This window comes from Burkholderia sp. BCC0419 (assembly GCF_902830285.1).
Classification (GTDB): Bacteria; Pseudomonadota; Gammaproteobacteria; order Burkholderiales; family Burkholderiaceae; genus Burkholderia.
In genome coordinates this window covers 45,375-70,285 of the sequence record NZ_CADESR010000012.1, presented here as the reverse complement: position 1 = coordinate 70,285, position 24,911 = coordinate 45,375, and the positions used below count along the sequence as shown (strand labels likewise).

At 69.6% G+C, this 24,911-nt stretch carries 24 protein-coding genes; 17 read left to right on the top strand and 7 right to left on the bottom strand.

Annotation, left to right across the window (positions count from 1 at the left end; genetic code table 11):
• Positions 1-40: 40 nt before the first annotated feature.
• From HWW87_RS33095 to HWW87_RS33085, 3 genes are all read left to right on the top strand, one after another.
• Entirely contained in the window at positions 41-1,282 is a 1,242-nt protein-coding gene (locus tag HWW87_RS33095; protein WP_244107391.1) for an amidase, read from the top strand.
• A gap of 78 nt (positions 1,283-1,360) precedes the next feature.
• Positions 1,361-2,536, top strand: a complete 1,176-nt coding sequence (locus HWW87_RS33090; protein WP_174434273.1) for a transporter substrate-binding domain-containing protein — start codon at positions 1,361-1,363, stop codon at positions 2,534-2,536.
• On the top strand, positions 2,533-3,153 hold the full coding sequence (locus tag HWW87_RS33085; RefSeq protein ID WP_175823828.1) for an ANTAR domain-containing protein: 621 nt from the start codon (positions 2,533-2,535) through the stop codon (positions 3,151-3,153). The genes HWW87_RS33090 and HWW87_RS33085 overlap by 4 nt, the downstream gene beginning before the upstream one ends.
• Before the next feature lie 134 nt (positions 3,154-3,287).
• Here HWW87_RS33085 and HWW87_RS33080 read toward each other — a convergent pair whose 3' ends face one another.
• Positions 3,288-4,391, bottom strand: coding sequence for an ATPase, T2SS/T4P/T4SS family (locus HWW87_RS33080; RefSeq protein WP_174434272.1), 1,104 nt, complete (start codon positions 4,389-4,391; stop codon positions 3,288-3,290).
• Positions 4,392-4,552: 161 nt separating this feature from the next.
• Here HWW87_RS33080 and HWW87_RS33075 point away from each other — a divergent pair, with 161 nt between their 5' ends.
• The 14 genes from HWW87_RS33075 to HWW87_RS33010 all read left to right on the top strand — a co-directional run bounded on the left by HWW87_RS33075 (position 4,553) and on the right by HWW87_RS33010 (position 21,299).
• Positions 4,553-5,536 carry a toxin co-regulated pilus biosynthesis Q family protein gene (locus HWW87_RS33075; protein ID WP_175823827.1) on the top strand — a complete coding sequence of 328 codons (984 nt, stop codon included), beginning with the start codon at positions 4,553-4,555 and terminating at the stop codon, positions 5,534-5,536.
• A complete protein-coding gene (locus tag HWW87_RS33070; protein ID WP_175823826.1) occupies positions 5,536-7,221 on the top strand; it encodes a PilN family type IVB pilus formation outer membrane protein in 1,686 nt (561 codons plus the stop codon). The genes HWW87_RS33075 and HWW87_RS33070 overlap by 1 nt, the downstream gene beginning before the upstream one ends.
• A 22-nt stretch (positions 7,222-7,243) precedes the next feature.
• Positions 7,244-8,509, top strand: coding sequence for a type 4b pilus protein PilO2 (gene pilO2 / locus HWW87_RS33065; RefSeq protein ID WP_175823825.1), 1,266 nt, complete (start codon positions 7,244-7,246; stop codon positions 8,507-8,509).
• On the top strand, positions 8,499-9,212 hold the full coding sequence (gene pilP, locus HWW87_RS33060; protein ID WP_175823824.1) for a type IV pilus biogenesis protein PilP: 714 nt from the start codon (positions 8,499-8,501) through the stop codon (positions 9,210-9,212). The genes pilO2 and pilP overlap by 11 nt, the downstream gene beginning before the upstream one ends.
• Positions 9,213-9,228: 16 nt before the next feature.
• Positions 9,229-10,863 (top strand): ATPase, T2SS/T4P/T4SS family, encoded by a 1,635-nt coding sequence (locus HWW87_RS33055; protein WP_175823823.1) that lies wholly within the window; start codon positions 9,229-9,231, stop codon positions 10,861-10,863.
• Positions 10,853-11,929, top strand: a complete 1,077-nt coding sequence (locus HWW87_RS33050; protein ID WP_175823822.1) for a type II secretion system F family protein — start codon at positions 10,853-10,855, stop codon at positions 11,927-11,929. Before HWW87_RS33055 ends, HWW87_RS33050 begins: the two co-directional genes overlap by 11 nt.
• Positions 11,930-11,987: 58 nt before the next feature.
• Entirely contained in the window at positions 11,988-12,593 is a 606-nt protein-coding gene (locus HWW87_RS33045; RefSeq protein ID WP_175823821.1) for a type 4 pilus major pilin, read from the top strand.
• Between the two features lie 18 nt (positions 12,594-12,611).
• Positions 12,612-13,580: an ATPase, T2SS/T4P/T4SS family gene (locus HWW87_RS33040; protein WP_175823820.1), complete on the top strand. Its 969-nt coding sequence runs from the start codon at positions 12,612-12,614 to the stop codon at positions 13,578-13,580.
• On the top strand, positions 13,581-14,057 hold the full coding sequence (gene pilM / locus HWW87_RS33035) for a type IV pilus biogenesis protein PilM (protein WP_175823819.1): 477 nt from the start codon (positions 13,581-13,583) through the stop codon (positions 14,055-14,057). It begins immediately after the preceding gene.
• A 40-nt stretch (positions 14,058-14,097) separates the two neighbouring features.
• Entirely contained in the window at positions 14,098-15,702 is a 1,605-nt protein-coding gene (pilV, locus tag HWW87_RS33030) for a shufflon system plasmid conjugative transfer pilus tip adhesin PilV (protein WP_175823818.1), read from the top strand.
• A 131-nt stretch (positions 15,703-15,833) separates the two neighbouring features.
• Positions 15,834-17,603 (top strand): type III secretion system outer membrane ring subunit SctC, encoded by a 1,770-nt coding sequence (gene sctC, locus HWW87_RS33025; protein ID WP_175823817.1) that lies wholly within the window; start codon positions 15,834-15,836, stop codon positions 17,601-17,603.
• Between the two features lie 178 nt (positions 17,604-17,781).
• Entirely contained in the window at positions 17,782-18,969 is a 1,188-nt protein-coding gene (locus tag HWW87_RS33020) for a HAMP domain-containing sensor histidine kinase (protein WP_175823816.1), read from the top strand.
• A 21-nt stretch (positions 18,970-18,990) separates the two neighbouring features.
• Positions 18,991-19,740, top strand: a complete 750-nt coding sequence (locus HWW87_RS33015) for a response regulator transcription factor (protein ID WP_174434259.1) — start codon at positions 18,991-18,993, stop codon at positions 19,738-19,740.
• 23 nt (positions 19,741-19,763) lie between these two features.
• Entirely contained in the window at positions 19,764-21,299 is a 1,536-nt protein-coding gene (locus tag HWW87_RS33010) for a secretin N-terminal domain-containing protein (protein WP_175823815.1), read from the top strand.
• A gap of 103 nt (positions 21,300-21,402) precedes the next feature.
• Here HWW87_RS33010 and HWW87_RS33005 read toward each other — a convergent pair whose 3' ends face one another.
• The 6 genes from HWW87_RS33005 to sctS form a co-directional block, all read right to left on the bottom strand.
• Positions 21,403-21,858, bottom strand: coding sequence for a molecular chaperone Tir (locus HWW87_RS33005; protein ID WP_174433248.1), 456 nt, complete (start codon positions 21,856-21,858; stop codon positions 21,403-21,405).
• 61 nt (positions 21,859-21,919) lie between these two features.
• Entirely contained in the window at positions 21,920-22,201 is a 282-nt protein-coding gene (locus HWW87_RS33000; protein ID WP_175823814.1) for a hypothetical protein, read from the bottom strand.
• 7 nt (positions 22,202-22,208) lie between these two features.
• Positions 22,209-22,472 carry a type III secretion system protein gene (locus tag HWW87_RS32995; protein ID WP_174433246.1) on the bottom strand — a complete coding sequence of 88 codons (264 nt, stop codon included), beginning with the start codon at positions 22,470-22,472 and terminating at the stop codon, positions 22,209-22,211.
• Positions 22,473-22,516: 44 nt separating this feature from the next.
• The gene (gene hrpD5 / locus HWW87_RS32990) at positions 22,517-23,539 is read right to left on the bottom strand and encodes an HrpD5 family protein (RefSeq protein ID WP_175823813.1); all 1,023 of its coding nucleotides are present in this window, start codon (positions 23,537-23,539) and stop codon (positions 22,517-22,519) included.
• A gap of 158 nt (positions 23,540-23,697) precedes the next feature.
• The gene (locus HWW87_RS32985) at positions 23,698-24,636 is read right to left on the bottom strand and encodes a hypothetical protein (RefSeq protein ID WP_175823812.1); all 939 of its coding nucleotides are present in this window, start codon (positions 24,634-24,636) and stop codon (positions 23,698-23,700) included.
• Positions 24,633-24,896, bottom strand: a complete 264-nt coding sequence (gene sctS / locus HWW87_RS32980) for a type III secretion system export apparatus subunit SctS (protein ID WP_012339994.1) — start codon at positions 24,894-24,896, stop codon at positions 24,633-24,635. Before sctS ends, HWW87_RS32985 begins: the two co-directional genes overlap by 4 nt.
• Positions 24,897-24,911: the final 15 nt, after the last annotated feature.

Here is a 24,911-nt window from a genome sequence, read left to right as displayed (position 1 = left end):
GCACGAAACCGGCTTTTATCGCCCGGGCTCCGCGCGGCAGATGCTGGCGCGAATCGACGGTAGGCACGGAGATCGCGGTCGCGCGATGCACGACGCGTTCGCGCGGATCGACGCCGTCGAAGCATCGGTTCGCGCGCTGACCGCGGTGGTGTCGCGGGAGGCCGCGCTGGCGGCGGCCGGCGCGGCGGACGGGCCGCTGGGCGGGCTGCCCGTCGTCGTCAAGGACATCTTCGACACGCAGGCGTTGCCGACCTGCTACGGTTCGCCGATCTACGCACGGCACCAGCCGGTCGCCGACGCGGCCATCGTCACGATGCTGCGGCGCGCGGGCGGTGTCGTGATCGCCAAGAGCGTGACGAGCGAGTTCGCGTACATGGCGCCGACGGTCACGCGCAATCCGTGCGATCCCGGCCGTACCGCGGGCGGCTCGTCGTCCGGATCGGCGGCGGCGGTCGCCGCGGGCTACGCACCGTTCGCGATCGGCTCGCAGACGGGCGGCTCGACGATCCGCCCCGCGTCGTTCTGCGGGATCGCCGGCTACAAGCCGACCGTCGCGATGCTGCCGACCGCCGGCATGAAGGGCTTCTCGTGGACGGCCGATACGGTCGGCCTGTTCGCGGCGACGGTGCGCGACGTCGCGTACCTGGGCGCCGTCCTGGCCGCGCGCGATCCGCGCACCGACGACGCGTCGCCGCTCGACGGGCCGGTGTTCGGCGTGCCGGAATCGTGGCCGTGGACGCAGCCGTCGGACAACGCGTACGCGGTGCTCGACACGGCGATCCGCGCGATCGAGCAGGCGGGCGGCCGCGTGCGCCGCGTGCGCTTCGCGCCGTGGATGGCGCGCATGACCGATGCGCACGAGACGATCCAGCGTTACGAGGCATACCGGACGCTGGGTTTCGAGTACGATCGACATCGCGGCGCGTTGACGCCGATGCTCGCGTCGTTTCTCGAGCGCGCGTCGCAGGTGGACACGGCGAGCTATCTCGCCGCATGCGCCGAACTCGCGGCCGCGCGCGACGCGCTCGGCGGCTGGTTCGACGGATTGAGCGCGCTGCTGACGCCCAGCGCGCCCGACGAGGCGCCGGACGGTCTCGCGTCGACCGGCGATCCGGCATTCAACCGGAACTGGACCCTGCTCGGCACGCCGTGCGTGAACGTGCCCGGCCTGCTCGGCGTGCGCGGCGCGCCGATCGGCGTGCAGGTGATCGGCCCGCGCGGCGACGACCTGCGCTGCCTCGCGGCAGCCCGGTTCGTCGAGCAGGCCATCTCGGTCACGTAAGCAGGCGCGTGCCGAGGGCCGCGCGGGCCATCACGGCGCGGGCCCGGCACGATGAGCACGGACACTGGAGGAAACGGCATGCAGGCGAAGTCGCAGCAGTCGTCGGGACAGTCGGGCGCGGATGCCGGATGGCGCATCGGCGTGCTGTATTCGCGCACGGGCGTGACGGCGGCGACCGAATCCGAGCACTTTTTCGGCACCGTGCTCGCGATCGAGGAAATCAACGCGGCGGGCGGCGTCGACGGACGCCCGCTCGACCCGGTGGTCTACGATCCGCGCAGCGATCCGGACGAATACCGCCGGCTGGCGTCGCGCCTGATCCAGGACGACGACGTCACGGTCATCTTCGGCTGCTCGACGTCGTCGAGCCGCAAGGCGGTGCTGCCCGTCATCGAGCGCAACAATGCGCTGCTCTGGTATTGCTCGATCTACGAGGGCTTCGAATATTCGCCGAACGTGATCTATACGGGTGCGGTGCCGAACCAGAACAGCATGCAGCTGGCGGCCTATCTGCTGCGCAACCGCGGGCGGCGTTTCTTCCTGGTGGGCGCCGACTACATTTATCCGCGCGAATCGAACCGCATCATGCGCGACATGGTCGAGCAGCACGGCGGCGAGATCGTCGACGAGATCTACCTGCCGAACGACGCCGATCCGGACGCGCTCGCGGAGGTGGTCCGCCAGATTCGCGCGGCGCCGCCGGACGTCGTGTTCTCGACGCTGATCGGGCGCAGCGCGCGCGCGTTCTATCAGCTGTACCGCGAGCACGGCATCGATCCCGCCCAGGTGCCGATCGCGAGCCTGACCATGACCGAGGGCGAGACGCGCATGATCGGCCCGGAACTGTGCGGCCACCATATCGTGTCGGCCAGCTACCTGAATACGCTCGATCTCGACGGCAACCGGCGCTTTCTCGAATCGTGGCGCGCACGCTTCGGCGAGCAGCCCGCGAGCATGTGGTCGGAGATGGCGTACAACCAGGTCCGCCTGTTCGCGCTCGCGCTGGCGCGCACGCGCAGCCTCGACACGGCGAAGCTGGTCGACGCGGTGCACGACGTCGAATTCGATTCGCCCGAAGGCGTGCTGCGCATCGACCGGGACAACAATCACGCGATCCTCACGCCGCGCATCGCCGTGTGCCGGCCCGACGGCGCGTTCGACATCGTCTGGGAGGGGAGCGGGCCCGTCAAGCCCGATCCGTACCTGGTGTCGTACGGCTTCGCCGAGTTCTGGCTCGATGGAGAACGGCCATGACCACGTGGGCGCACCGGCTGTTCGACGATCTGCGCACCTTGCGCGTGCTGGTGATTCATCCGCCCGGCGAGGACCGCAACGTGCTGGTCGAGCAACTGGGCCGGATCGGCTGCCCGGTGACGGTGCTGTGGCCGTTTCCCGCGCAGTTGCCCGACGATGCCGACGCGGTGTTCTTCCTGGTCGGACCGGAGACGCGCCGCGCGGGCAACTGGTGCGCGGCCGATACGCGGGCGACGCTGATCGCGCTGTCGGACTATGAAAATCCGACCGTGCTGAAGATCCTCGTCGATACGCAGGCGCACGGCGTCATCACCAGGCCCTATCGCTCGACGGGCATCCTGAGCACGCTGGTGCTCGCGCGCGCGTCGTCCGGCTATCAGCAGCGGCTGCAGAGCAAGATCGGCAAGCTCGAGGACGCGATCAAGGCGCGCCGCCACATCGAGCGCGCGATGCGCATCCTGATCGAATCGCACCAGCTGAGCGAAAACGACGCCTACGAACATATCCGCTCGCGTGCGACCCGCCTGCGCGTGACCGTCGGCGAAGTCGCGACGATGGTGATCGATGCGCACGAGGCGATGGAAAAACTCGGCCTCGACAAACCCGCCCGATCCTGATCGAAACGGCAGTGCCTCGCGTACGGCGAGCGTACGGCGTGCGTGCGCGCCCCTCGTGTGCGGCCGGCGCGGCGCGAATCGTAACAGATTGTCAAAGATTGTCTTCGCGCGTTATCCGGCTGGCGAGAATGACCTCAACGCATACCGGTCTGCTGAAGCATTTCGTTGAGTTCGATGCGGTTGTAGGTCGCACGTAGTGCGTCGCGCGCGGTGATGGCATTCCGGGCGACGAGTTGCGCGAGGCTTTCGTTGAGCGAGCGGGACATGTTGTCCTCCTTGCGCCGGACGAATTCCGCGAGCATCGGGATCTTCGACGGATCGGTGAGGAACGCGCTGATCTGCTGATTGTGGTTGAACAGCAGTTCGCTGGCGAGCACGAGCTGATCGCCGCTTTCGCTGGGCACGAGGCTCTGGCAGATCACGCCGATCAGCGCGTTCGCGAGCGATGCCGCGTGACGTTCGCGCTGCTCGGCGGGAAAGAACGACAGCAGGCGCGTGACGGTGGTGAGTGCGCTGCCGGTATGCATGGTCGCGAATACGAGGTGCCCCGATTCGCTGGCCTGCAGCACGGCCTCGGCGGTTTCGATGTCGCGGATCTCGCCGACCATGATCACGTCGGCACGCTCGCGCAGCACTTCGCGCATGCCGGCGGAGAAGCTGCGGGTGTCGGTCGGGACCTCGCGCTGCGAAATGATCGACTGGTGGCTGTCGATCGCGTATTCGATCGGCTGCTCGATCGTGACGATGTGGCAGTTGCGGGTGCGATTGAGGTGGTCGAGCAGCGACGCGATCGTGGTGGTCTTGCCCGAGCCCGTCACGCCGGTCACGAGCACGAGCCCCATGCTCGCGGTCTCGATCGTCGAGCGGATGTATGCGGGCAGGCCGAGCTTGTCGAGCGGCAGCGGTGCGAGCGGCAGGCGGCGGATCGAGATGACGGTCTTGCGGCCGTTCGAGGTGCGGTAGACGTGCGCGCGCAGGCGGCAGCCGGTGAGGACGAACTGGCGATCGATCGCGCCGTCGCGCAGGCGGTTGTCCCAGTCGTCGTCGACGGCGTCGAGCATCGGCGCCATCTCGTCGAGCATGATCGGACCGCCTTCGGTCTCGACCCAGCCGCGCGGCGTCTTGATCATGATGGGCCGGTCCTGCTCGATGTGCAGGTCGGTGAAGAAGCGGCGCTGATCGACGAGGTCGAGGATCTCCTGGGTCAGGTCGCGCGGTTCGGACGGGTGACTGTGCATATCGTGTGTCGATTGCAGCGAAGGGGGTAACGCGATCCTCGCAGGCCTCCGCGCGATTGTCCAGCGCGGCGGCGGGGATGCGGCAACCGGCAGGCAAATCATCGGGCGTCGGCGACGCCGTGGCTGGAGGAACGACCTGAATGCGTACGTTGAAGGCATGCATGGTAGCGCTCTGGATGGTCGGAGGCTGGGGGGCCGCGCATGCGCAGGCCACCGGGCCCGGCGGCACGGCGCTCGACGATCAGGTCTCGGTGGCCGGCGAGGCGCACGATACGCCGCGCGTCACGACCCAGGGCGCGGGCGTACCGTTGCGCGCCGCGCTGCGCAGGATGGTGCCGGTCACGTACAGCATCAACCTGCCGAATGCCGGCGCATGGGCGGCGACGCCGGTGTCGTGGAGCGCAGGCCATTCGCTCGCGCAAACGCTGCGCGAGATGCTCGCGGCGCATCCCGAACTCGCCGCGCAGGTCGACACCGATTTCCAGCTCGTCACCGTTCGTTACCGGCAGCCGTTCGGCTCCGACACGGTGGGCGCGCTGATGCCGCCACCGGTGCCGCCGATGCCGTCCGCGACGCTGCCGGGCGGCGTGACCGATGGCGGGCCCGCGGGTGCCGTGGTCGGCGGCCCGATCGGCGGCGCGCCGCCCGCGAGCCCGATGCCGGATCGCGCGAGCCCGGCCGGCAAGGCCGGCGCGTCGCGGCTCGCATCGCGTCCGTCGGCGCCGGGCTCGTCGCGCGCGTCCGCGGCCGCGGACGCGCGTCCGGCGACCCAGGCCGACCGCACGCCGGACACCGAATTGCCGCTGCCCGGCGCGCGCGGCGCCGCCGTGGATCGTCATCCCGTCGCGGGCGCGCTGCCCGCCGGCGCGGGGCCGTTGCCGCCGCCGGCGCGGACGTGGCGCATCGAGCTGTCCGATCGCACGGTGCGAGGCGCACTCACGCGCTGGACCCAGGAGGCGGGCTGGCGACTGATCTGGGAGGCGCCGGTCGATTTCGCCGTCGACGCGCCCGCGACCCTGACCGGCACGTTCGACGAAGCGCTGCAATCGGTGATCGGCGCGCTGTCGGCCACCGACGCGCCCGTGCAGGCGATTCTCTATCGAGGCAACAAGGTGCTTCGCATCGTTGAAAAGGGAGCCGGTTAATGCGCCATCTCGCGATCACTCTCGCGCTCGCCGCGACCCTGACGACCGGCTGTACCGGCCTGTCGGAGAAATTGTCCGCCGCTGTCGACCACGATCACGCGCAGTCGAAGCAAGCGATCGATGCCGCGTTTGCCGGCGACGCCCGCCCGCGCGCGGGCGCCGACAGCGTGATCGTCAAGGATTCACTGTGGCTGTCGGGCACGACGATCAAGCTGAATCATGCGGACGTGCTGCCGCCGGTGTTCCTGCAGCCGGCCACCTTCGACAGCGACGTCGGCTCGCTGGCCGAATTCGCCGAGCGCGTTTCGCGGCTCACGCATATCCCGACGCGCGTCTCGCCGAACGCGACCGGCGATGCGCCGGCGAGCGCCCGCGGCGGTGCGTCGACGCCGGTGCTCGGCAACGTGCCGCCGTTGCCGCCGCTACCGACGCTGCCCGGGCTCGACGGGTCGCGCGGCAACGCGCCCGGCGCGAATGCGATCGCGGGCCTCGCGGCGCCGACCCACATCTCGTATCGGCACGGCGACCTGCGCGGCCTGCTCGATGCCGCGGCCGCGCGCTTCGGCGTGTCGTGGAAGCTGGTGAACGGCGCGATCCTGTTCTACTTCACCGACACGCGCACGTTCCAGGTCAACGCGATCCCCGGCGACGCGTCGGTCGACGCGCACGTGATGAGCGGCGCGACGAGCGACAACATCGCAGGCGGCGGCAACATGTCGGCGGGCGGCACGGGTTCGAATTCGAACCAGCCGAGCGTATCGGCCAGCAATACGGCCAACACGGTGGTCAACTCGCAGCTGTCGGTGTTCAACAGCCTGAGCGCGTCGATCAAGGCGATGCTGTCGCGCTATGGCAGCGTGGTGTCGTCGCCGGCGACCGGGTCGATCACGGTCACGGACACGCCCGACGCGCTCGATCGCGTCGGGCAGTTCATGGACGCGCAGAATCGCTCGCTGTCGAAGCAGGTGCTGATCGACGTGACCGTGCTGTCGGTCGACCTGTCCGACGACGACAGCTACGGCATCAACTGGCACGCCGTCTACCAGGCGCTCGGTACGTCGTTCTCGCTCGCGAACACGTTCTCGACGACCGCGACCAATCCGGTCTCGTTCACTGCGCAGGTGATCACGCCGAACAGCCGCGCGTCGGGCACGCTCGCGATGATCAGCGCGCTGTCGCGCCAGGGCAAGGTGCGGCGCAAGACCTCGGCGTCGATCACGACGCTCAACGATCAGCCGGTGCCGGTGCAGGTGGCGACCCAGCAGGGCTACCTGGCGTCGGTGTCGACGACCAACACCGCGAACGTCGGCTCGCAGACGGCGCTCACGCCCGGCACCATCACGACCGGGTTCAACATGACGCTGCTGCCGCACGTGCTCGACAACGGCACGGTCCTGCTGCAGTTCTACACGAACATCTCGGCGCTGCTGGAGCTGAAAACCGTCGAGAGCGGCGGTCAGAAAATCCAGACGCCGGAGATCGACACGCGCAATTTCCTGCAGCGGGTGTCGATGAAGTCGGGGCAGACGCTGGTGCTGAGCGGTTACGAGGCATCCAACGACAGCCTCACGAAGTCGGGCATCGGCAAGCCGAACAATTACGCGTTCGGCGGCGGCTACGACGGGGTCCGCGACCGGCAGGAAATCGTGATCCTGATCACGCCGATCATGATGAACGGCGCCTGACGATCGCGCGACGGATCCTGCCATGGCTACTCACGTCATTCAGATCGGGCACCAGCGTTTCGTCTGCGGACTGTTCTGGCAGTCGCTGTCGCGGCGCCACGAACTGCGCAAGGAAGCGATCGAACTCGGCAGGAAGCTGAGCTTCGACCTGATGGTGCTGCGCATGGACCGCAGCGTCGCGGCCGCGGGGTTCGCGAACGCCGGCGACGGCGTGCAGTCGGGCATGGCGTCGCTCGGCATCGTCGTCGCGAAGGCGATCGCGAAGCAGGGCGCGTTCTACAACGGCCGCCAGCAACCCGCGCCGAACTGGCTGGGTGCGTTCAGGCTGCCCGACGGACGCTGGGCCTTTTTCGCGATCCGCGACGGCTCGTTCTTGCCGAACGGCGATTTCATCGGGTCCGCCGACGAGGTGTTCGAGCGGCTGAACTCCGACTACGCGCTCGGTGGCTGGAACACCGTGATCGGCGACCCCGAGATCGAGCCGATGGGGTTCCACAATTTCTACGCGCGGCGCATCGACGATCTGCTCGACAGCCGGCGCGGCCGCGTGCGGGCACCGCAATGGACCCGCCTGCGCCCGGTCCGGCGCGGCCTGCCGTGGCAGGCGCTCGGGCTCGCCGCGGGCGTCGCGGTCGCGGCGACCGGCGTGTCGGTCTGGTACGCCCATCATCGCGCCGCCGAGCAGCGCGAGCGGGACCGCGCGCTCGCGCTGGCGCGGGCCGGCCTGCGGGTGGGCGCGTCGGGGCCGGCCGCCCATCCGTGGGCGCGGCTGCCCGATCCCGGCCAGTTCGCGCGGGCCTGCCAGCGGCATTTCGCGCTGCTCGCGCCGGGCGGATGGACGCTCGATCGCTACGTGTGCGATCCGCAGGGCGTGCAGTACGCGTGGTCGCGCAACGGCTCGACGGTCGCGCTGCTGCTCGCGCGGGCGCCGTCCGCGCAACTGGATGCAAGCGGCGAACACGCGTCGTTCAGCGAGCCGTTCGAGATGGGCGCGCCGCGCGACGAAGCGCTGCTGCCGGGCGGCAGCCTGAAAGCGGAGTTGCTGGCGCGGTTCCAGGCGATGAACGTGCCGGCGACGCTGTCGCCGGTCGCGGCGCCGCAGCCCGACGCGCTCGCGCCGGTCGGCAGCGCGCCGCCGCCGTGGCGTCAGTGGCGCTTGCTGGCGCGGCTCGGCGGCTTGCCGCCCGAACAGTTCACGCCGCTGCTGAGCGCGGCGGGCGTGCGCCTTGTGAAGTTGACCTACCAGGCGGGCGACTGGTCCGCGGAGGGAGTCGTCTATGCGAATTGATACGAGAGCTCGCGCCCGTGCCGGGTTGATCGTCGCGGCGCTGATCTGGACGGGCGGCGCGGTCGCCGCCGCATCCGACCCTGCCGCGACCGTGCCGAAAGCGTCCGCGGGCGTCGCCGTGGCGAAGCCGCTTGGCGCCGCGCCGGCGAGCGGCGCCGCGCAGGACGCGCCGCCGGCCGGCTGGTCGACCGGGGCCGCCGCGCAACTGACGCGGCTCGAGGAGCAGACCGTATTGCTCAAGGCCGAGATCAGGAAACTCGACGCCCAGGCCGAAGTCGCGCAACGGACGGCCGCGCTGGCCCGGCTCGGCAGCGCCGCGACGATCGACCCGGTCGCGCAGAACGTGCGCGTCATCGCGATCGAGGGCTTCGGTCATCGCTATACGGCGATCGTGCAGACCGGTATCGGCGAGCGTTTCGACGTGGCGTCCGGCGACGAATTGCCGAACGGCATGAAGATCGTGTCGATCGGCGCGAACGAAGTCGTCGGGCGCTGGGGCAACGGGCAGAAGATGCGCATGGTGCCGGTGCTCGCGTCACGCAGCGGCGCGGTGTTCAGCGGCGGGCCGAACCCGGCCGCGAACGGCGCCGCCAATCCCGGTGTGGCGATGGGCGCCGGCGCGTCCGCCGGCACGCTCGTGCCCGCCGCCGACCCCGCGGCGGCGGCAGCGGGTTTGCCGCCCGCGTACCAACCGGCCCAGTAGCCAGGCGAGGCATTCGATGAGCTCACTTCGATTGGGGCGTCCCGGCGCCGCCGCGCCGCCGCGAAGCGCGGCCGGCGTCGACACCGCGCATCCGTTGTCCGGCGAGGGCCCGTGGGCCGCGAGCGCGGAAGAGCGCAAGCTGCTGTGCCTGCTCGACGACGGCCGCCTGCTGATCGCCGAGGGCCACGAGCTGAGCCCCTACGTGCTGTCCTATCGCGCGCGGCTCGACCGGCTCCACCATCACTACCGGATGCAGGCGGTCGGGCTCGACGAGGTGCGGCGCGCGTACGAGGGAATGCGCTCCGACGGGACCGGCGAACGCGTCGATCACACGGCGATGCAGATGCTCGCGAAGGAACTGATCGCGCATGCGTGCCGCGAACGCGCGTCCGACATCCACATCCGCGTGAAGCGCTTCAGCACGGAGATCCTGTTTCGCATCCACAACGAACTGGTGCGCGTGAGCGAGCAGACCCGCGAGCAGGGCGCGCGCCTGCTCGCGACGCTCTATGCGGCGATGGCGAGCGTTTCGGACAACACGTACAAGCCGCACGAGCGCCAGGACGCGGCGATCGGCGACCGCGACAAACTGCCTGCCGAGCTGTTCGGGGTCCGCATTGCAACGGCGCCCACCAGTACCGGCAACGTGATGGTGTTGCGGCTGCTCTACAACGACGCCGGCGATTCGATCGACCTGCGCCTGCTCGGCTACTCGGATGCGCAGGCCGCGGAGATCGACGAGTTGCGGCGCCTGCCGCACGGCATGAACATCATCAGCGGGCCGACCGGGTCGGGCAAGTCGACCACGCTGCAGCGCGTGCTGGCCGGGCAGATCGCCGAGACCCACGGCTCCGTCCACGTCATTACCGTCGAGGATCCGGTCGAGTATCCGATCGCGGGCGCGGTGCAGACGCCGGTCGTCAACGCGCCGACCGAGGAAGCGCGCTCGCTGGCGTTTGCCGGCGCCATCGCCAATGCGATGCGGCTCGACCCGGACACGATCATGATCGGCGAGGTGCGCGACCGCGCTTCCGCGCAAAGCGCGTTGCGGGCGTCGATGACCGGCCATCAGGTCTGGACCACCGTCCATGCCAACAGTGCGCTCGCGATCGTCGACCGGCTCGTCGACCTCGGCCTGCCGCTCGCGATGGTGGCCGACGAATCGGTGATCACGGGGCTCGTCAGCCAGCGTCTCGTCAAGCTGCTGTGCCCGCATTGCAAGCAGCGCCTCGCGGGTTCGCCGCAGCAGGACGATGCGTTGGCGGCGCGCGTGCGCCGCGCGGTCGGCGCCTCGTTCGACAAGGTCTTCGTGCAGGGGCCCGGTTGCGAGCATTGCGGCGGGCGGGGCACCATCGGCCGGACGGTGGTCGCCGAGGTGATCCGGCCGGATGCGCGCCTGTTCGCCTATCTGCGCGAGGGCGACAAACGCGCGGCGCAGGCGTACTGGCTCGACGAGCTCGGCGGCCGCACGACCGTCGAGCACACGATCGAGAAAGTCGCCGCAGGCCTGGTCGACCCGCGCGCGGCCGAACGCATCGTCGGCCCGCTCGTGGCGCGCAACGAACCGGTGCGGCTGCGTCCGGTCGACACGACGGAGGGCCGGCGCGGGAATCCGGGCGGCGCGGTCGCGGGAGCCGGCCATGAATCTTGATCCGCACCTGCGGTGGGCCAAGCTGCAGGCCACGCCGCAAGCGCGCCTGCGGCACTATCGCAAGATCGAGAAGATGCTCTCGAACGGCCTGCCGTTGCTGAAGGTGCTCGAGGAGCTCGAACTGCGCGCGTCGCACGACGGACGCAAGCCGACGCTGCCCGAAGCGATCCTGCTCGGCGAATGGCGCCGCACCGTGCAGAACGGCGGCAGCCTTGCCGAGGGCATGGACGGCTGGGTGCCGCAGGCCGAACAGATGATCGTGCTGGCGGGCGAGCAGTCGGGCCGCCTCGAAGCCGCGCTGCGCTCGGTGACCGGCATCGTGACGTCGGGGCGGCGCATCCGCAATGCGATCGCGCAGGGCCTCGCGTATCCCGTCGCGCTGCTCGCGATGATGCTGGCCTATCTCTACCTGTTCGGCGCGAAGCTCGTGCCGCAATTCGCGGCGATCGAGGATCCCGAACGCTGGCATGGCTCGGCACGCCTGCTGTACGACCTGTCCGTGTTCGTGCAGGCGTGGCTGCCCGAATGCCTGATCGTGCTCGTCGTGCTCGTCGCGTTGCTGGTCTGGTCGATGCCGCGCTGGTCCGGGCGCCTGCGCAGCCGTTTCGACAATTACGCCCCGTGGTCGCTGTACCGGCTGATGGTCGGTTCGAGCTTCCTGACCGCGTTCGCGTCGATGCAGGCGGCCGGCTTCACCGTCGAGAAATCGCTCGCGCAACTGGCCGACCATGCGAAGCCATGGCTGCGCGAGCGTATCGACGACACGCTGTTCGGCGTGAAATCGGGCTTGAATGTCGGGGAGGCGATGCGCATGAGCGGGCATCGGTTTCCGTCGCAGGAAATCGTCGACGACCTGTGCGTGTACGCGCAATACAAGGGCTTCGCCGAGTCGCTCAAGACGCTCGCGGACGAATGGATCGAAACGGGCGTCGAGCGGGTGTCCGCGCAAATGCGCGTGCTCAACGGCGTCGCGATCGTGGCGATGGCGATCATGCTGGGGGTGCTGATCGTCGGGTTCTTCGGCATCCAGGAGGAACTCGCCGCGATGAGCAGGGCGATGCATTAGCGGTACTCCGGTCAATCACTCCGATCAACCACGCAGGTTCATCAACAGGGGAAAGGCGATGAAAGCGGTCACGCAGCATGGGATGCCGATACGAACGAAGCGGCGCGACGTCGCGCGCATGCCGCCGCCGGCAGGGGGGCCCGCGCACCGGGGCGCCGCACTGCAGCGCGGCGCGTCGTTGCTCGAGGCGATTTCCTATCTCGGCATCGCGGCGATCGTCGTGATCGGCGCGATCGCGTTGCTGGCGGGCGCGTTCAGCAGCGCGAACACGAACTCGATCACGGAGCAGGTGAACGCGATCCAGAGCGGCGTGAAGAAGCTGTACATGGGGCAGTCGGCGAGCTACGCGAACCTGTCGAATTCGGTGCTGGCGAGCGCGGGCGTGTTTCCGTCGACACTGGCGCCGGCGTCCGGCAGCGGCGCCATCACCAACATGTGGAACGGCACGATCACCGTCGCGGCGGCCACGAACAACAGCAACCAGTTCACGATCACCTATACGAACGTGCCGCGCAGCGTGTGCGTCAACAGCGTGAGCGCGGGCGGCAGCTGGATCTCGATCACGGTCAACGACACGGCGCTGACGCTGCCCGCGACGCCGGACAGCGCGGCCACCGCGTGCGCGGGCGGCGACACGAATACGGTGGCCTGGACCTCGACCTGATGCCGGTGAACCGACGCGATGACCCTCGAAACCGAATCGTTGCAGCGGCTGGCTTTTTCGTACCTGTACCTCGGGCATGCGCGCATCGGCGACTGCTTCATGGACGGGACCGCCGAGCGCGTGCGGGCGCTGCCCACGCACCCGAAGCTGCGGGCCGAGCTGGATGCGCTGAAGTTCGCGTGCGGCAGCGCCCGGCCCGGGGCGCGGGCGTTCCGGCTCGAGTACGGCGGCGTGCCGTACCGGGTGCGCGTGATGCCGACGCCGGACGGGCCGATGTACGTGCTGCGCCGTCTCGACCCGACGCTCGCGTCGCTCGCGGGGCTCGGCCTGCCCGGCGCCTACGTGCGGCGCCTGCTGCGCGCGGACCTCGACGGCCTCGTCGTGATCTGCGGCGCGGCCAAGTGCGGCAAGACCCGCACGGCCGGCGCGCTCGTGCGCGAGCGGCTGACGCTGCACGGCGGCATCGCGATGACGATCGAGGAGCCGATCGACGCGGCGCCGGGCGGGGCTTACGGTGAAGGGATCTGCATCCCGACGCTGACCAGCGCCGACCGGCAGGAGGATTTGCGGGCGGCGCTCGGCTGCGGCGCACGCGTGATCTTCGTCGGCAATCTCGACGATCCGGCGCTGATGATCGACGTGCTGCTGGCGGCCCGCGAAGGCCACCTGATCGTGAGCACGGTCCTGGCCGACGACGTGGGCCGCGCGATCGCGCGGCTGCATACGCTCGCGGCCCGCGTGCTCGACGCGCCGTCGGTGCGCTCGCTGCTCGCCGACGGTCTCGCGGCCGTGCTGCACCAGCGGCTCGCCAGCCGGGCGCCGGGGCAGCGGCGGTTCGAGGCCCAGTTGCTGATGCTCGCGGACAGCGCGCCGGCGCGGGCGCAGGTACGCGACGGGCGCTACGACGAACTCGGCGACGCGCTGCGCCAGCAGATGAAGTCGATGATCGCGTCGGACGCGCTGGCGTCGCTCAGGGGAGGCGGGTGAATGTTCGCGCTCTGGATCGCGGCTGCGATGATCGCGCTCGCCGGCGTCTACGCGCTCGTCGATGCGCGTGCGGTCGATGCCGAACCGACCGTCACGGCGACGTCGATGGGACAGAGCATGGCGGCTTACCGGCTCGCCGGCGTGCGGTATGCGCTCGCCAATCCGGCCGCGGCCGGCACGGTATCGGACGGGGCGCTCGGGCCGTATCTCGGCGCAGGCGCGGGCAATCCGCTGTGGCGGGTCTATGTCGCACCGAACACGACGGTCGCGGGCAGCACGGTCGTCGTCTATACGACCTCCACGGCGGCCGGCGCGGCGATTCCGGTGATCGAGGCGCTCGCGTTCCATTCGGCGCTTGCCGGCGTGGCGCACGCGGGCACGATCGTGTCGCCGGGGAATCCGGCCGTCGCGCTGCCGGAGGCCGTCGCAGCCGCCGTTCCGGACGGTGCGCCGGTCTGGATGGCACAAGCGTATTGACGGGCGGCGCGGCGCCGCCCCTGAACTCGTCGACTTCATCATGAGCCCATCACGCAAACGTCAGCGCGGCTTCACGATCGTGGAGATGCTCGCGGCCCTCGCGATCGCATCGCTGATGATCGTCGGCGTCACGGCGATGATCAATACCTCCCTCGCGGACGCGAAGGGGCAACAGGCGGCCGCCTGGCAGGCGCAGATGACGCAGGCCGCCGCGCAGCTGATCACGCAGAACCAGAGCGCGCTCGCGGGCGCGGCCACGCCGACCGTGCCGGTCGTCGTGTCCCTCGCGGGCGGCAGCTACCCGCTCGCGCGCTATCTGCCGCCCGGCGTGTCCGGCAAGAACGCGTACGGACAGACGCCGTGCCTGCTGGTCTACGGCATCGACGCGACGACCGTGCAGGGGCTGCTCGTGACCGAAGGCGGCGCGACGATCGGCGACGTGCAGCTCGGCTACATCGCGGCGAATGCGGGCGCGGGCGGCGGCTCGATTCCGCGCACCAACAATGCGGCCGGCGCGGCATTCGGCGCGTACGGTGCGTGGAGCATCGCGACACCGAACCCGTCGCGCAAATCGTGCTCGGGCAACGCGACCGGGTTCGGCCATCTCGTGAGCCAGGTGTTTCCGGCCAACGCGCAGGCGCAGAACGGCGATTTCCTCTATCGCGTCAGCGTGCCGGGCAATCCCGCGCTGAACACGATGCAGGTGCCGGTCACGCTGGCGCAGCAGGAGGACTACGCCGCCTGTACGTCCGCGGCGGGCTCGATCGCGGCGGATGCGTCGGGCCATGTCGTCACCTGCAGCAGCGGCATGTGGAAACCGATCACGTCGCTGCACTGGCGCGACCCCGTCGCGTCGGCCGCGGCACTCGGCAGCCTGCCGAATCCGCTGCCGGGCGACGTCGCGGTGACGCTTGCCACCGGGCGCGCCTATACGTTCAACGGCACGGCATGGCAGGCGCTCGCGGTCAACGAGGCCGGCTATCTCGACCTCGGCAACGGGCAGACGGTCGGCGCACCGTGCGCGCCGGACGAAGCGAACACGACGCCCGTCACCACCGACGCGTCGGGCCGCGTGCTGTCGTGCCGCGACGGCACGTGGCAGACGCAGGCGGAAATCGAACCGGTCACGAACCAGACGGGCTGCACGATCCTGATGGCCTCGCCGAACGCGACCGACTACGCCGGGTGCGGCGGCGTGCCCGGCGGGGCGTGGTCGAGCGGACCGTTCACCTACAACGGTGCGAACGGCACTTATTCGTACTACTACTATGTGCCGGTGACGATGGCCAAGCCGGGCATCATCGCCGTGACGACCTGGGGGCACCTGAACGACGGCGTGAGCACCGGCAAGCGCGGCGCGCAGGCGCAGCTCTCGCAGGCCGTCGACGTGATGAACGAAGCGCTGTCGGCGAGCTACGGCCATACCGAGGCGCAATCGCCGACGCTGATCGACGATTCGGGCGGCATCACGACGTCGCTCACGCAAGCCGTGAAGCCGGGCACGTACCGCGTCCGGATCGTCACGAGCTGGGCGACCTACGCCGTCATCACCACGCCGTGGACCAGCAGCCTGCTCGGCCAGCAGAACCAGGCGATTCCCAATACGCCGGTCGTGCATGGCTGGACGATCAACACCTACTACTGACCGGCGCGATGCGAACGGACATGCATGCACCGGAAGCGGGGGCGATGCGACGGGGCGCCGGGCGTTGACGCGGCCGGGCGGGCAGCCAATCATCGATCCCACGACCTGCCTTTCGTGCGAGCGAGACAACCATGCCCATCTTCCGCTTCGGCCTGCTGTTCATCCTCGTCGCCGCATGCGTGGCGGCGACGGTTCACGCCGCGCCCGTGAACTGGCATACGCGCATGGTCGACTACACGGCCGACTCGAAGGACATCAAGGACGTGCTGCGCGATTTCGCCGCCAGCCAGGGCATTCCGGCCGATATCTCGAAGGACGTGCAGGGCAGCGTCACGGGCAAGTTCCACATGCCGCCGCAGCGCCTGCTCGACACGCTCGCATCGTCGTTCGGCTTCGTCTGGTACTACGACGGCCAGGTGCTCGACATCGTGACGCCCGACGAAATGAAGAGCACGCTGATCAAGCTCGATCACGGCAGCACCGCGCAACTGCGCAGCACGCTCGCGGCGATGAACGTGACCGATCCGCGCTTCAGGATCACCTACGATGACGTGCAGGGCGCGGCGATCGTGAACGGGCCGCCGAACTACGTCAAGCTCGTCGGCGACGTCGCGCAGCGGCTCGATACGACCACGCGGCACCGGGCCGGCACCGTCGTGCAGGTCTATCCGCTGCATCATGCGTGGGCGATGGACCGCTCGGTGGTCGCCGACGGGCAGAGCATCAACCTGCTCGGCGTCGCGACGGTGCTCAACAACGTCTATCACCCGCAACAGGGCGGCGGCGGCAATTCGGGCGGCGGCGGCGGGCGCGCGCCGAACGTCCAGCGCGCGCAGCCGATGGGCAACGTCGGCGGCGCGCGCATGCAGGCGGGCGGACCGTCCGCGCCGCTGCCGCCGGGCACGACGCTGGCGAACGGCGAGTCGTCGCTGGGCTTGCTGTCGGGCCTGTCGGGGCGGCCGTCGCAACAACTGTCGTCGGCCGTCGCCAGCTCGGGGCCGAATGCCGGCGGGCAGGCGTCCGGCGGCGGCGACGAGGAAACGCTGCCCGTCATCGAGGCCGACCAGCGCACCAACTCGGTCCTGATCCGCGACACGCCCGACCGGATGTACCAGTATCCGGCGCTGATCCAGCGGCTCGACGTCAAGCCGTGCCTGATCGAGATCGAGGCCCACATCTTCGAGGTCGATACGTCGTCGGTCCGCCAGCTCGGCGTGAACTGGACCGCGCACAACAGCCATATCGACCTGCAGACGGGCAACGGCCTGGGCGCGCAGAACACTTACAACGGCACGCTGACCCAGAATTTCGGCAACACGACGCTGGCCGGCAACGTGACGGCGGCGGCGATGCCGGTGGGCGGCGTGCTGTCGGCGGTGATCGGCAACGCGGGCCGCTATCTGATGGCGAACGTGTCGGCGCTGGAGGAGCAGAACCTGGCGAAGATCGACGCCAATCCGAAAGTCACGACGCTCGACAACATCGAAGCCGACATGGCGAACCAGACGCAGTTCTTCGTGCGCGTGAGCGGATACACGTCGGCCGATTTGTACAGCGTGTCGACCGGCGTGTCGCTGCGTGTCCTGCCGATGGTCGTCAACGAAGGCGGCCGAACGCAGATCAAGCTCGACGTCGCGATCCAGGATGGCCAGCTGACGTCGCGGACCGTCGACAATATCCCGGTGATCTCGAGTACGAACATCAATACGTCGGCCTTCGTCAATGAAGGCGAGGCGCTGCTGATCGCCGGCTACAAGAACGACGGCCGCAGCGATACGACGACGGGCGTGCCCGTTCTTTCAAAAATTCCCTTAATAGGTAATTTGTTCAAATATACGAATCGCGAGAACAGTCGGATGGAACGCCTGTTTCTGCTGACGCCTCGAATCATCGAGCTATGAATGCGAAATGCTAAACGAAAGGTATTTCATTTTCTAAACATGGCCAATCGAATTTCGATGGCGATTTCCATCGGAATTTGACACCAATTTCCGGGTATAAATAAATCTAATATTATTAGTTTTATATTACTAATGATATGCTCGCCGGACTGCCCGCTTCTGATTAACGGAAACCTGAATGGCATCGATGTCGACGAAGCCTGGATCCGATGTGCGCCCGTTGACGGTAGACGGGCCGCCGTCCGCGATCGACTGGGCACGGGTCCTGTTCGACGCACAGCCGCAGGGCGCGATTGCCGTCGACGGGCGCGGCGCGATCCTGTTCGCGACGCCGGTCGCGGCGCGTCTGCTCGAACGGCCGCTCGACGCCGGCGTGTCGCTGTTGCCGCTGCTGCGCGCGTGTCGGCCGGATGGCGACACAGACGACGATACGGATGCGCACCGCGCGCTGCAGCAGGATCTCGAACGCGGCATCGAGCTGCAGGCGGCCGGCCGCTGGCTGTGGGTGAAGCTCGAGCGGGCCCGGCCCGGGAGTCCCGCCGCGGCCGTCGCGTGGCTGCACGACGTGACCGACCTGCACCAGGCGCTCGACCACCGTACCGAATCGCTGCGCTTCCTGTCGCACGACCTGCGCTCGCCGCAGAATTCGATCGTCGCGCTCACGCAGCTGCACGAGCACGATCAGGCGGCGTTCGAAGCGTGCGGCGGCATGCAGCGGATCGCCGAACTCGCGCGTTACGCGCTGTCGCTCGGCGATCAGTACATCTTCTCGTCGGTAGCCGACGTCGTTCGTCATCGCGATTTCGTGCGCTTCGATCTGCGCCGCGCGATCCGCAGCCTGATTCCGAAACTCGAGGTGGCCGCCGTCTATCGCGACGTCGCGTTGCGGTTGTGGCTCGCCGACGGGCCGGCCGTCTGGATGAGCGGCGTGCAGGTGTTCGTGATGCGCGCGCTGCAGAACCTGATCGACAACGCGATCCAGGCATCGCGTGCCGGGGCGCGCGTGACGGTGTCGCTCCGGGTCGAGGACGGCACGGCGGTCGTGGTGGTCGGCGACGAGGCGGGCGGATTGCCGGGGCTCTCGCCCGATCGCCCGATGACCGACTTCGACGCGCTGTCGCCGAAGGCATCGGGCGGCTACGGCATCGGCCTCAAGCTGGCCGCGCGCATCGTCGCGCTGCATGGCGGCACGCTGCATGCCGAGGTCAATCGCGAGTCCGGTACGGATTTCGTGTTGCGCCTGCCGCGCCTCGTGCTGCAGGCCGGTATCCGAAACTCGCCGGACGGCCGGCGCACTGGCCCTGCGGCGCTGGAGCGCCCACCGCTCGACCAGGCACCTCGTCAGCGGCGCTTGACACCGGGCTGAGGGCCCGAGCGGATCGCAAACATGCTCAATCAGACGCGAATCATGTTGTTGGAGGATGACCGGATCCAGCAGACGATGCTGGTTTCGTGGCTCAAGGCGGAGGGGTACCAGGTCGAGGCGTTCGACAATGGCATCGAGGCACGCAACCATCTGTCGGATCACTGGGCGGACCTGATGATCCTCGACTGGGACGTGCCCGGCCTGTCGGGCGACAAGCTGCTCAACTGGGTGCGCGGGCGATCGCGCTCGACGGTCCCGGTGATGTTTCAGACCGTGCATTCCGACGAAGAGGAAATCGTCCGGATCCTCGACACCGGGGCGGACGACTTCCTGATCAAGCCGGTCGACCGGATCGTCTTTCTCGCGCGCATCCGCGCGCTGCTGCGGCGCTTCCAGACAGCCGGCAGCGAACGGCGCCGGATGATCGTCGGCGACTACATCCTCGACCGCGCCAACCTGAACATCAGCCGCGGCACGACCTCGCACTCGATCGGCGCGAAGGAATTCGACCTGCTGTGGCACCTCGCGTCGCATCGCGGCATCGTCGTGCAGCGCCAGGACCTGTATTCGGTCGTCTGGGGCTGGGACGGCGGCTCGCAGAGCCGCTCGGTCGACATGTACGTGAGCCGGCTGCGCACGCGCCTGAAGAACCTGAACGTCGACTGGGTGATCCAGTCGGTGTACGGCCGCGGCTACCGGCTGAACCTGGCCGACATGCCCGTGGACCAGGAGGTCGAGCAAGGCGAAGGGGCGATCGAGTTCAAGCGTTGAGCGGGTTTTTCGCGAGCGTCTGCATGCTGCTGCACCTCGCGTGCGGCGAACCCGCGCCGGCTGCGCCGCCGCGTCAGGCCGCGCCGGCATCGGCGGTGTCCGCGCCCACGGCAGCCGCGCCGCCGCGCGCACGCCGCACGACGCGCGGGCGGTCCGCCGGCAACGCCGCGAGCGACGCCCGCGCATCACCGCCGCCGGCGCGACGCCGGTCGCCCGACTGCCGCGCGCATGCGTGTGCGCTGCCCAACCTGCCGCCGTGGTCGTCCGCGCCGTACCGCTATTCCACCAGCGGCGCCTCGCTGCCGGACGCGCTGCGTGCGCTGTCCGCCGCGACACATGTGCCGATTGCGTTCGACGCCGGGCTGCCGGGCCGCGTCGAAGGGCGCTTCGAGCTGCCGCCGCAGCGCTTCGTCGAGATGCTCGCGCACGGGTACGGGCTCGTCTGGTATTACGACGGCACGGTGCTGCACGTCGATGCGGCCGGCGCGCAGACCACGCTGATCGTCCGTCTCAACTACGCGCGCCCGGCGGACCTGCATGCGCTGCTCGCGCAGACCGGCATCGACGACGTGCGTTTCGTCGCGCGCGACGACGCGCCGGCCCGCGGCCTCATCACGTTTCGCGGGCCGCCCGCCTGGATTGCGCTCGTGGGCCGCGCGGCACAGCGACTCGACGCCGACGCGCGGGCGCGCGTGAAGACGGCGGTGCGCATCGTGCCGCTCCGCTACGGCAACGCGGCGGATCGCACGGCGTTCGCGAATGGTCGAACCAACGTCGTGCAGGGCATCGCGAGCCGCGCGGCGCGCGTGCTCGATCCCCACGACGGCCTGCGCGCAACCATCACCGAATACGAGGCGCCGCTGCCGGTGCTCGGCGCCGATGCGGGCACGAACGCGGTGCTGGTGCGCGACCGGCCCGAGCGGCTCGACGCCGACGTGCGGGCGATCGTCGCGCTCGACCGGCCCCGGCAGCACGTCGGCATCGGCCTGCTGGTGGCCGAAGTCGATGCGGATGCGCTGGGCGCGATCGGGCTCGGCGCACCGGGCGCCACGGTGATGCGGGCCCGCGCGGCGCGCAACCTGGGCGCCGCGCTGCGCGGCACGCCGGGCGTGCGCATGCTGACCGACAGCGCGCTTCAGACGGATGACGGCGTGGCCGTCGCGTGGGAACGGCACGCCGAGCATCCTGTCGCGCGGGCGGGCGGCCTGCGGGACACGGCCGCATCGGACGGCACCGCCGCGACCCCGGTGGCGACCTCCGACGCGGGGCCGCCCACGGACGACGCGTTGCGCATCGTGCCGGCGCTCGACATGCGGACCGAGCCGCCCCGCGTGGTGCTGGCCGTCGAATGGCGCGGTGCGGCGATCGACGTCGCGCGTGCGTCGCTCGGGCCGGGCGAGATGCTCGCGATGGTGGAACCCGGTGCGTCCCCGTCGGTAGCCGGGCATGGATCGATGCGGGTGATCCTGCTCGCGCCGCATCCGGCCGACGGCTGCGCATCGCCCGCCGATACGGGTGACGGCGCGCCGCCCGGTCAGCCGGCCGTGGCGTGCCGATGAGCGCGGCCCGCGCCGCATGCGCCGCATGCGCCGCATGTGCCGCATGTGCCGCATGTGCCGGCCGCGACCACGCGAGGGTGCGCGACCAACGCGGACGCCGACGCTACGCGCGCAGCCACGCGTAATCGCCGTTGACGATGTTCTGGAACATCTCGTCGGTCGATTCGATGATGTTGCGCCGCCAGTAGCGGCCGTGTTCGGTGTAGTGCGAGACGGTATCGGCGACGACGGCGCCGTCGACATCGGGCGTCAGCGGCAGCCTGAGGATGAGGATGATGCCGCCGGTGTCGGCGTCGAGGCCGAGCTGCGCCTGGTCCTGCGCATAGATCAGCAGGTTCGCCTCGAGCATCAGGCGGAAGATCACGAGCGTGCGCCCGGCGGTGACGGTGCCGTAGTGGAAATTCACATACATGGCTTCGGGATCGTTGTCGAAATGATCGAGCCGCACGTCGAAGCCCTCGACTTCGATCGTGCGCGTCTGCAGCACGTAGTCCGCATCCGGCAGGCCGACGACGGCACAGGTGTCGCGGACGATTTCCGCGAAGCGTTCGATGCTCATGACCGCGACGATCCGGCGCGGGCGAACGCGGCGCGGGCCGCGTCCGCCACGCCCGACGGGATCAGCCTTTCTTCGAATCCTCCTCGGTATCCTGCGCGCCCGTCTTCGCGATGTTGCAGACCGACTGGATCATCGACATCATCACCTGGATCATGGTGGCCTCGATCATGGTGCTGACCATCGTCTGCATCATGCCCATCATTGCCGCGCTGGCGCCAAATGACATAACTTCCTCCGGAACAAGTTGAATGACAAACGGGTCCGGCACGCGACGCCCGAGCGGCTTCGCGTACCGGCCGATTACGCCGGGCACCCGCGCCCGGCGGCTGGACGAGACGCCCAACACCGGTTCAATGGCTGACGGTCGAATCGTCCGCGGCCAGTTCGTTCAGCCGATGCACGAGGCGCTGGCCCGCGATCATCCCGCGGTAGATCTTCTGCAGCGCCGCGCGCTCGTCGGCATCGGCGCAGGCGGCGGTCGCGTCCGATACGCGCTGCGCGCAGTCCTCGAACGCGGCCGCGATCGCGGTGATCCGCGCGCCGGCATGGCCGCCCGCGAGCGTCTGCTCGAGGCCCTTCATTTCGTCGATCATGGCTTCCAGTGCGTCGTACATGGCAACTCCTTCGATGGCCCGCAACGGGCCGGGTTGACGGGGAACTAGCGGATCGCGTCGCGCCCGGGCACGATCGATTCGCGCAATATCCGCGGGCCGCCGGCGGCGTCGCCGGTACTCGACGTGAACACGTGCTTGACGCCGTCGGTCGTCTGGACGTAACGCGTGGCGCCCACGTCGAGCATCGCGCTGTACAGCACGGTGCTGGCCGCGGGCGCCTCGGTGACGTTCACGTCGAGGCGCCGGATGTTGGCGTTGAGGTCCGCGCGCAACTGGCCCAGCGCTTCCTCGAGGCGCGCGATCGACGGCGCGACGCCCGTCACGTCGAACACGCCGTCGCCCGCATAGCGCACGCGCACGCCGTCGATGCCGATCGATTCCTCGATGCTCGCGACGTCGTCGTGCGCGACGTCGTACTGGCGCGCGATCGCGTGGTAGTCCGCGCGGGCGAGCAGGGCGCGCGCGGCGATGTCCTGCGAGGTTTCGTCGACGATGCCGTCGACGACGACCGTGTCGCCTTGCGCGCGGACCCGCAGCCCGGCGATGCGTGCGTCGCGAAACTGGCGCTCCAGCCGCGCCGCCACCGAGCGCGCATCGGGCGGCGGCGGTGCGCTGCCGCGATCGGGCCAGACGTTGGCGATCACGGAGCCGCCTGCCGCCAGCAGCGCGACGATGGCCCCCGCCGCGAGCAGCAGCCGGGAGCGGCGCTTCGCAGCGGGCGCGCGTTCGCCGGCGGCCGGCTTGTCGCCGGTGCCGTGGTACAGGCCGGCGAGCAATTCGATGTCGGGCGGCCACGCGGCGTCTTCGTCGCCGAAGCACAGCACGGTCGTCCCGAACGGGAAGGCGACGAAATCGGGAATCCACACGACCGACTGATCGGGCGCGGCCGCATCCGCGCGCCGCGCGCTGACCGCGCCGTGTTCGTCGAGTTCGACGAACACGTCGTCCTCGTCCCAGTCGGTAATGCAGATATCGGTGTCGTCGGCTGCGCCGATCCGGTAGCGACCGGGCGTCAGGCGCGCCTGAATCCCCGCATGGGTGCCGGTCAGGATGCGCAGTGTCTTCATGGGATGAGGGCAGGTCCGTTGGCAGGCAGGGATTCGGTGATCGGCGCCGCAGATGCACGGCACCGCCGCTTACCGCATGTTTGCGAGTGTAGGCAGCGGCGCGCCGCGATCCGGCCGCGATCGCGAACGCATCGCCCGTGCCGCGAACCGGCGTGCGTTCACGGCTCCTCGCCGCCGGGTCCGCTGCCGGGTACGCCGTGGCGGACGCGCGCGATCGCGTCGAGCCGGACCAGCGAGCGCATGCGCAGCGCCGAGGTCGACCGGCGCAGGTCGTGGAAGGCCAGCAGCGGCGTGAGTGCGCCGCGTGCGCCGGTCCTGGCGCTCAGCCGCTTGAAGTCGACGAGGAAGTTCAGCAGGTCGTCGTAGCTGCTGGACGCGTCGTCGCCCGCCAGCTGCCGGGCTTTCAGGACGTCGGCCGCGACCGCGAACGCGTCGTGTCCCGCGCAACGCTGCAGGATGACCGCTTCGCGCATCGCGCCCGGGTAGACGAGCGGCTGGTCGGCGGTCCGTGCGGCAAGCGCCTGGAGTTCGGTGCGGGCGGCGGCGGCCACGCGCCGGATCACATCGATGCGCCGCTTGCCGTCCTCCGGCGTGTCGCGGCGACCGCCGTTCGATTGCGATCCGCCGTCGTTGAACGACGGCATGCGCGCGGCGGGTGTCGCGTCCCGGCGCGGCGCCCAGCTGCCGTGCGCCGGATGGCGGGGCGGGCGACGGTCGTGCTTCGGCGTCTGCGGCGGACTCTTCGGATGCCGTGATTGCTGCTGTTGTTGCCGATGCTTCTGCTGCGGGTCGGGCCGCGCATTCGGTTGTCGCGGCCGCGGCGCGCCGTGGCCTTCGTGGCGGCCCGGCAGGTGCGGCAGGTGTGGCACGCCGCCGTGCGCGGCGAGCAGGTGACGCAGGTGATCGGCCGCGGCCTGCCGCGCATGCGCGGCGCCGTGCGACGGATGCCAGGCGCGCGCCGCGTGGCGGAAGATGCTGTTCCGGTACAGCCGCGCACGCAGGTCGATGCGTGCACGCGCTTGCGCGGCCGTGCCCGCGGTGGCTGGCGCCACCTCGTGCGGGCCGGACGCGCCGGGGCCGTGATGGACGGTCGTCATGTCGGCACCGCCGCGCTCAGGAGCCGCAGGGCGAAGCGCAGGATGGTGGTGCCGCCCCAGCCGGCCGTGAGCAGCAACGTCCCGATGACCGCGAACAGCTTGACGCTGTGCGAGATGGTCTGGTCCTGCAGCGACGTGATCGCCTGCAGGAACGCGACGATCAATCCCGACAGCGCCGACACGATGATCGCCGGCAGCGAGATGTAGAGGCACAGCAGCAAGCCTTGCGAGGTCAGTCCGATCAGGGTGTCCGTGTTCATCGCGCGCCTGCTTGT

Excerpts from the sequence above, each read along its gene's own strand:
- HWW87_RS33040 (WP_175823820.1), top strand. The coding sequence starts at position 12,612 with ATGACCCTCGAAACCGAATCGTTGCAGCGGCTGGCTTTTTCGTACCTG.
- HWW87_RS33075 (WP_175823827.1), top strand. The coding sequence starts at position 4,553 with ATGGTAGCGCTCTGGATGGTCGGAGGCTGGGGGGCCGCGCATGCGCAG.
- HWW87_RS32985 (WP_175823812.1), bottom strand. The coding sequence starts at position 24,636 with ATGACGACCGTCCATCACGGCCCCGGCGCGTCCGGCCCGCACGAGGTG.
- HWW87_RS33090 (WP_174434273.1), top strand. The coding sequence starts at position 1,361 with ATGCAGGCGAAGTCGCAGCAGTCGTCGGGACAGTCGGGCGCGGATGCC.
- sctS (WP_012339994.1), bottom strand. The coding sequence starts at position 24,896 with ATGAACACGGACACCCTGATCGGACTGACCTCGCAAGGCTTGCTGCTG.
- HWW87_RS32995 (WP_174433246.1), bottom strand. The coding sequence starts at position 22,472 with ATGTACGACGCACTGGAAGCCATGATCGACGAAATGAAGGGCCTCGAG.
- hrpD5 (WP_175823813.1), bottom strand. The coding sequence starts at position 23,539 with ATGAAGACACTGCGCATCCTGACCGGCACCCATGCGGGGATTCAGGCG.
- pilP (WP_175823824.1), top strand. The coding sequence starts at position 8,499 with ATGCGAATTGATACGAGAGCTCGCGCCCGTGCCGGGTTGATCGTCGCG.
- pilV (WP_175823818.1), top strand. The coding sequence starts at position 14,098 with ATGAGCCCATCACGCAAACGTCAGCGCGGCTTCACGATCGTGGAGATG.
- HWW87_RS33045 (WP_175823821.1), top strand. The coding sequence starts at position 11,988 with ATGAAAGCGGTCACGCAGCATGGGATGCCGATACGAACGAAGCGGCGC.
- HWW87_RS33095 (WP_244107391.1), top strand. The coding sequence starts at position 41 with ATGCTGGCGCGAATCGACGGTAGGCACGGAGATCGCGGTCGCGCGATG.
- HWW87_RS33080 (WP_174434272.1), bottom strand. The coding sequence starts at position 4,391 with ATGCACAGTCACCCGTCCGAACCGCGCGACCTGACCCAGGAGATCCTC.
- pilO2 (WP_175823825.1), top strand. The coding sequence starts at position 7,244 with ATGGCTACTCACGTCATTCAGATCGGGCACCAGCGTTTCGTCTGCGGA.
- HWW87_RS33055 (WP_175823823.1), top strand. The coding sequence starts at position 9,229 with ATGAGCTCACTTCGATTGGGGCGTCCCGGCGCCGCCGCGCCGCCGCGA.
- HWW87_RS33070 (WP_175823826.1), top strand. The coding sequence starts at position 5,536 with ATGCGCCATCTCGCGATCACTCTCGCGCTCGCCGCGACCCTGACGACC.
- pilM (WP_175823819.1), top strand. The coding sequence starts at position 13,581 with ATGTTCGCGCTCTGGATCGCGGCTGCGATGATCGCGCTCGCCGGCGTC.
- HWW87_RS33010 (WP_175823815.1), top strand. The coding sequence starts at position 19,764 with ATGCTGCTGCACCTCGCGTGCGGCGAACCCGCGCCGGCTGCGCCGCCG.
- HWW87_RS33005 (WP_174433248.1), bottom strand. The coding sequence starts at position 21,858 with ATGAGCATCGAACGCTTCGCGGAAATCGTCCGCGACACCTGTGCCGTC.
- HWW87_RS33050 (WP_175823822.1), top strand. The coding sequence starts at position 10,853 with ATGAATCTTGATCCGCACCTGCGGTGGGCCAAGCTGCAGGCCACGCCG.
- sctC (WP_175823817.1), top strand. The coding sequence starts at position 15,834 with ATGCCCATCTTCCGCTTCGGCCTGCTGTTCATCCTCGTCGCCGCATGC.
- HWW87_RS33015 (WP_174434259.1), top strand. The coding sequence starts at position 18,991 with ATGCTCAATCAGACGCGAATCATGTTGTTGGAGGATGACCGGATCCAG.
- HWW87_RS33020 (WP_175823816.1), top strand. The coding sequence starts at position 17,782 with ATGGCATCGATGTCGACGAAGCCTGGATCCGATGTGCGCCCGTTGACG.
- HWW87_RS33085 (WP_175823828.1), top strand. The coding sequence starts at position 2,533 with ATGACCACGTGGGCGCACCGGCTGTTCGACGATCTGCGCACCTTGCGC.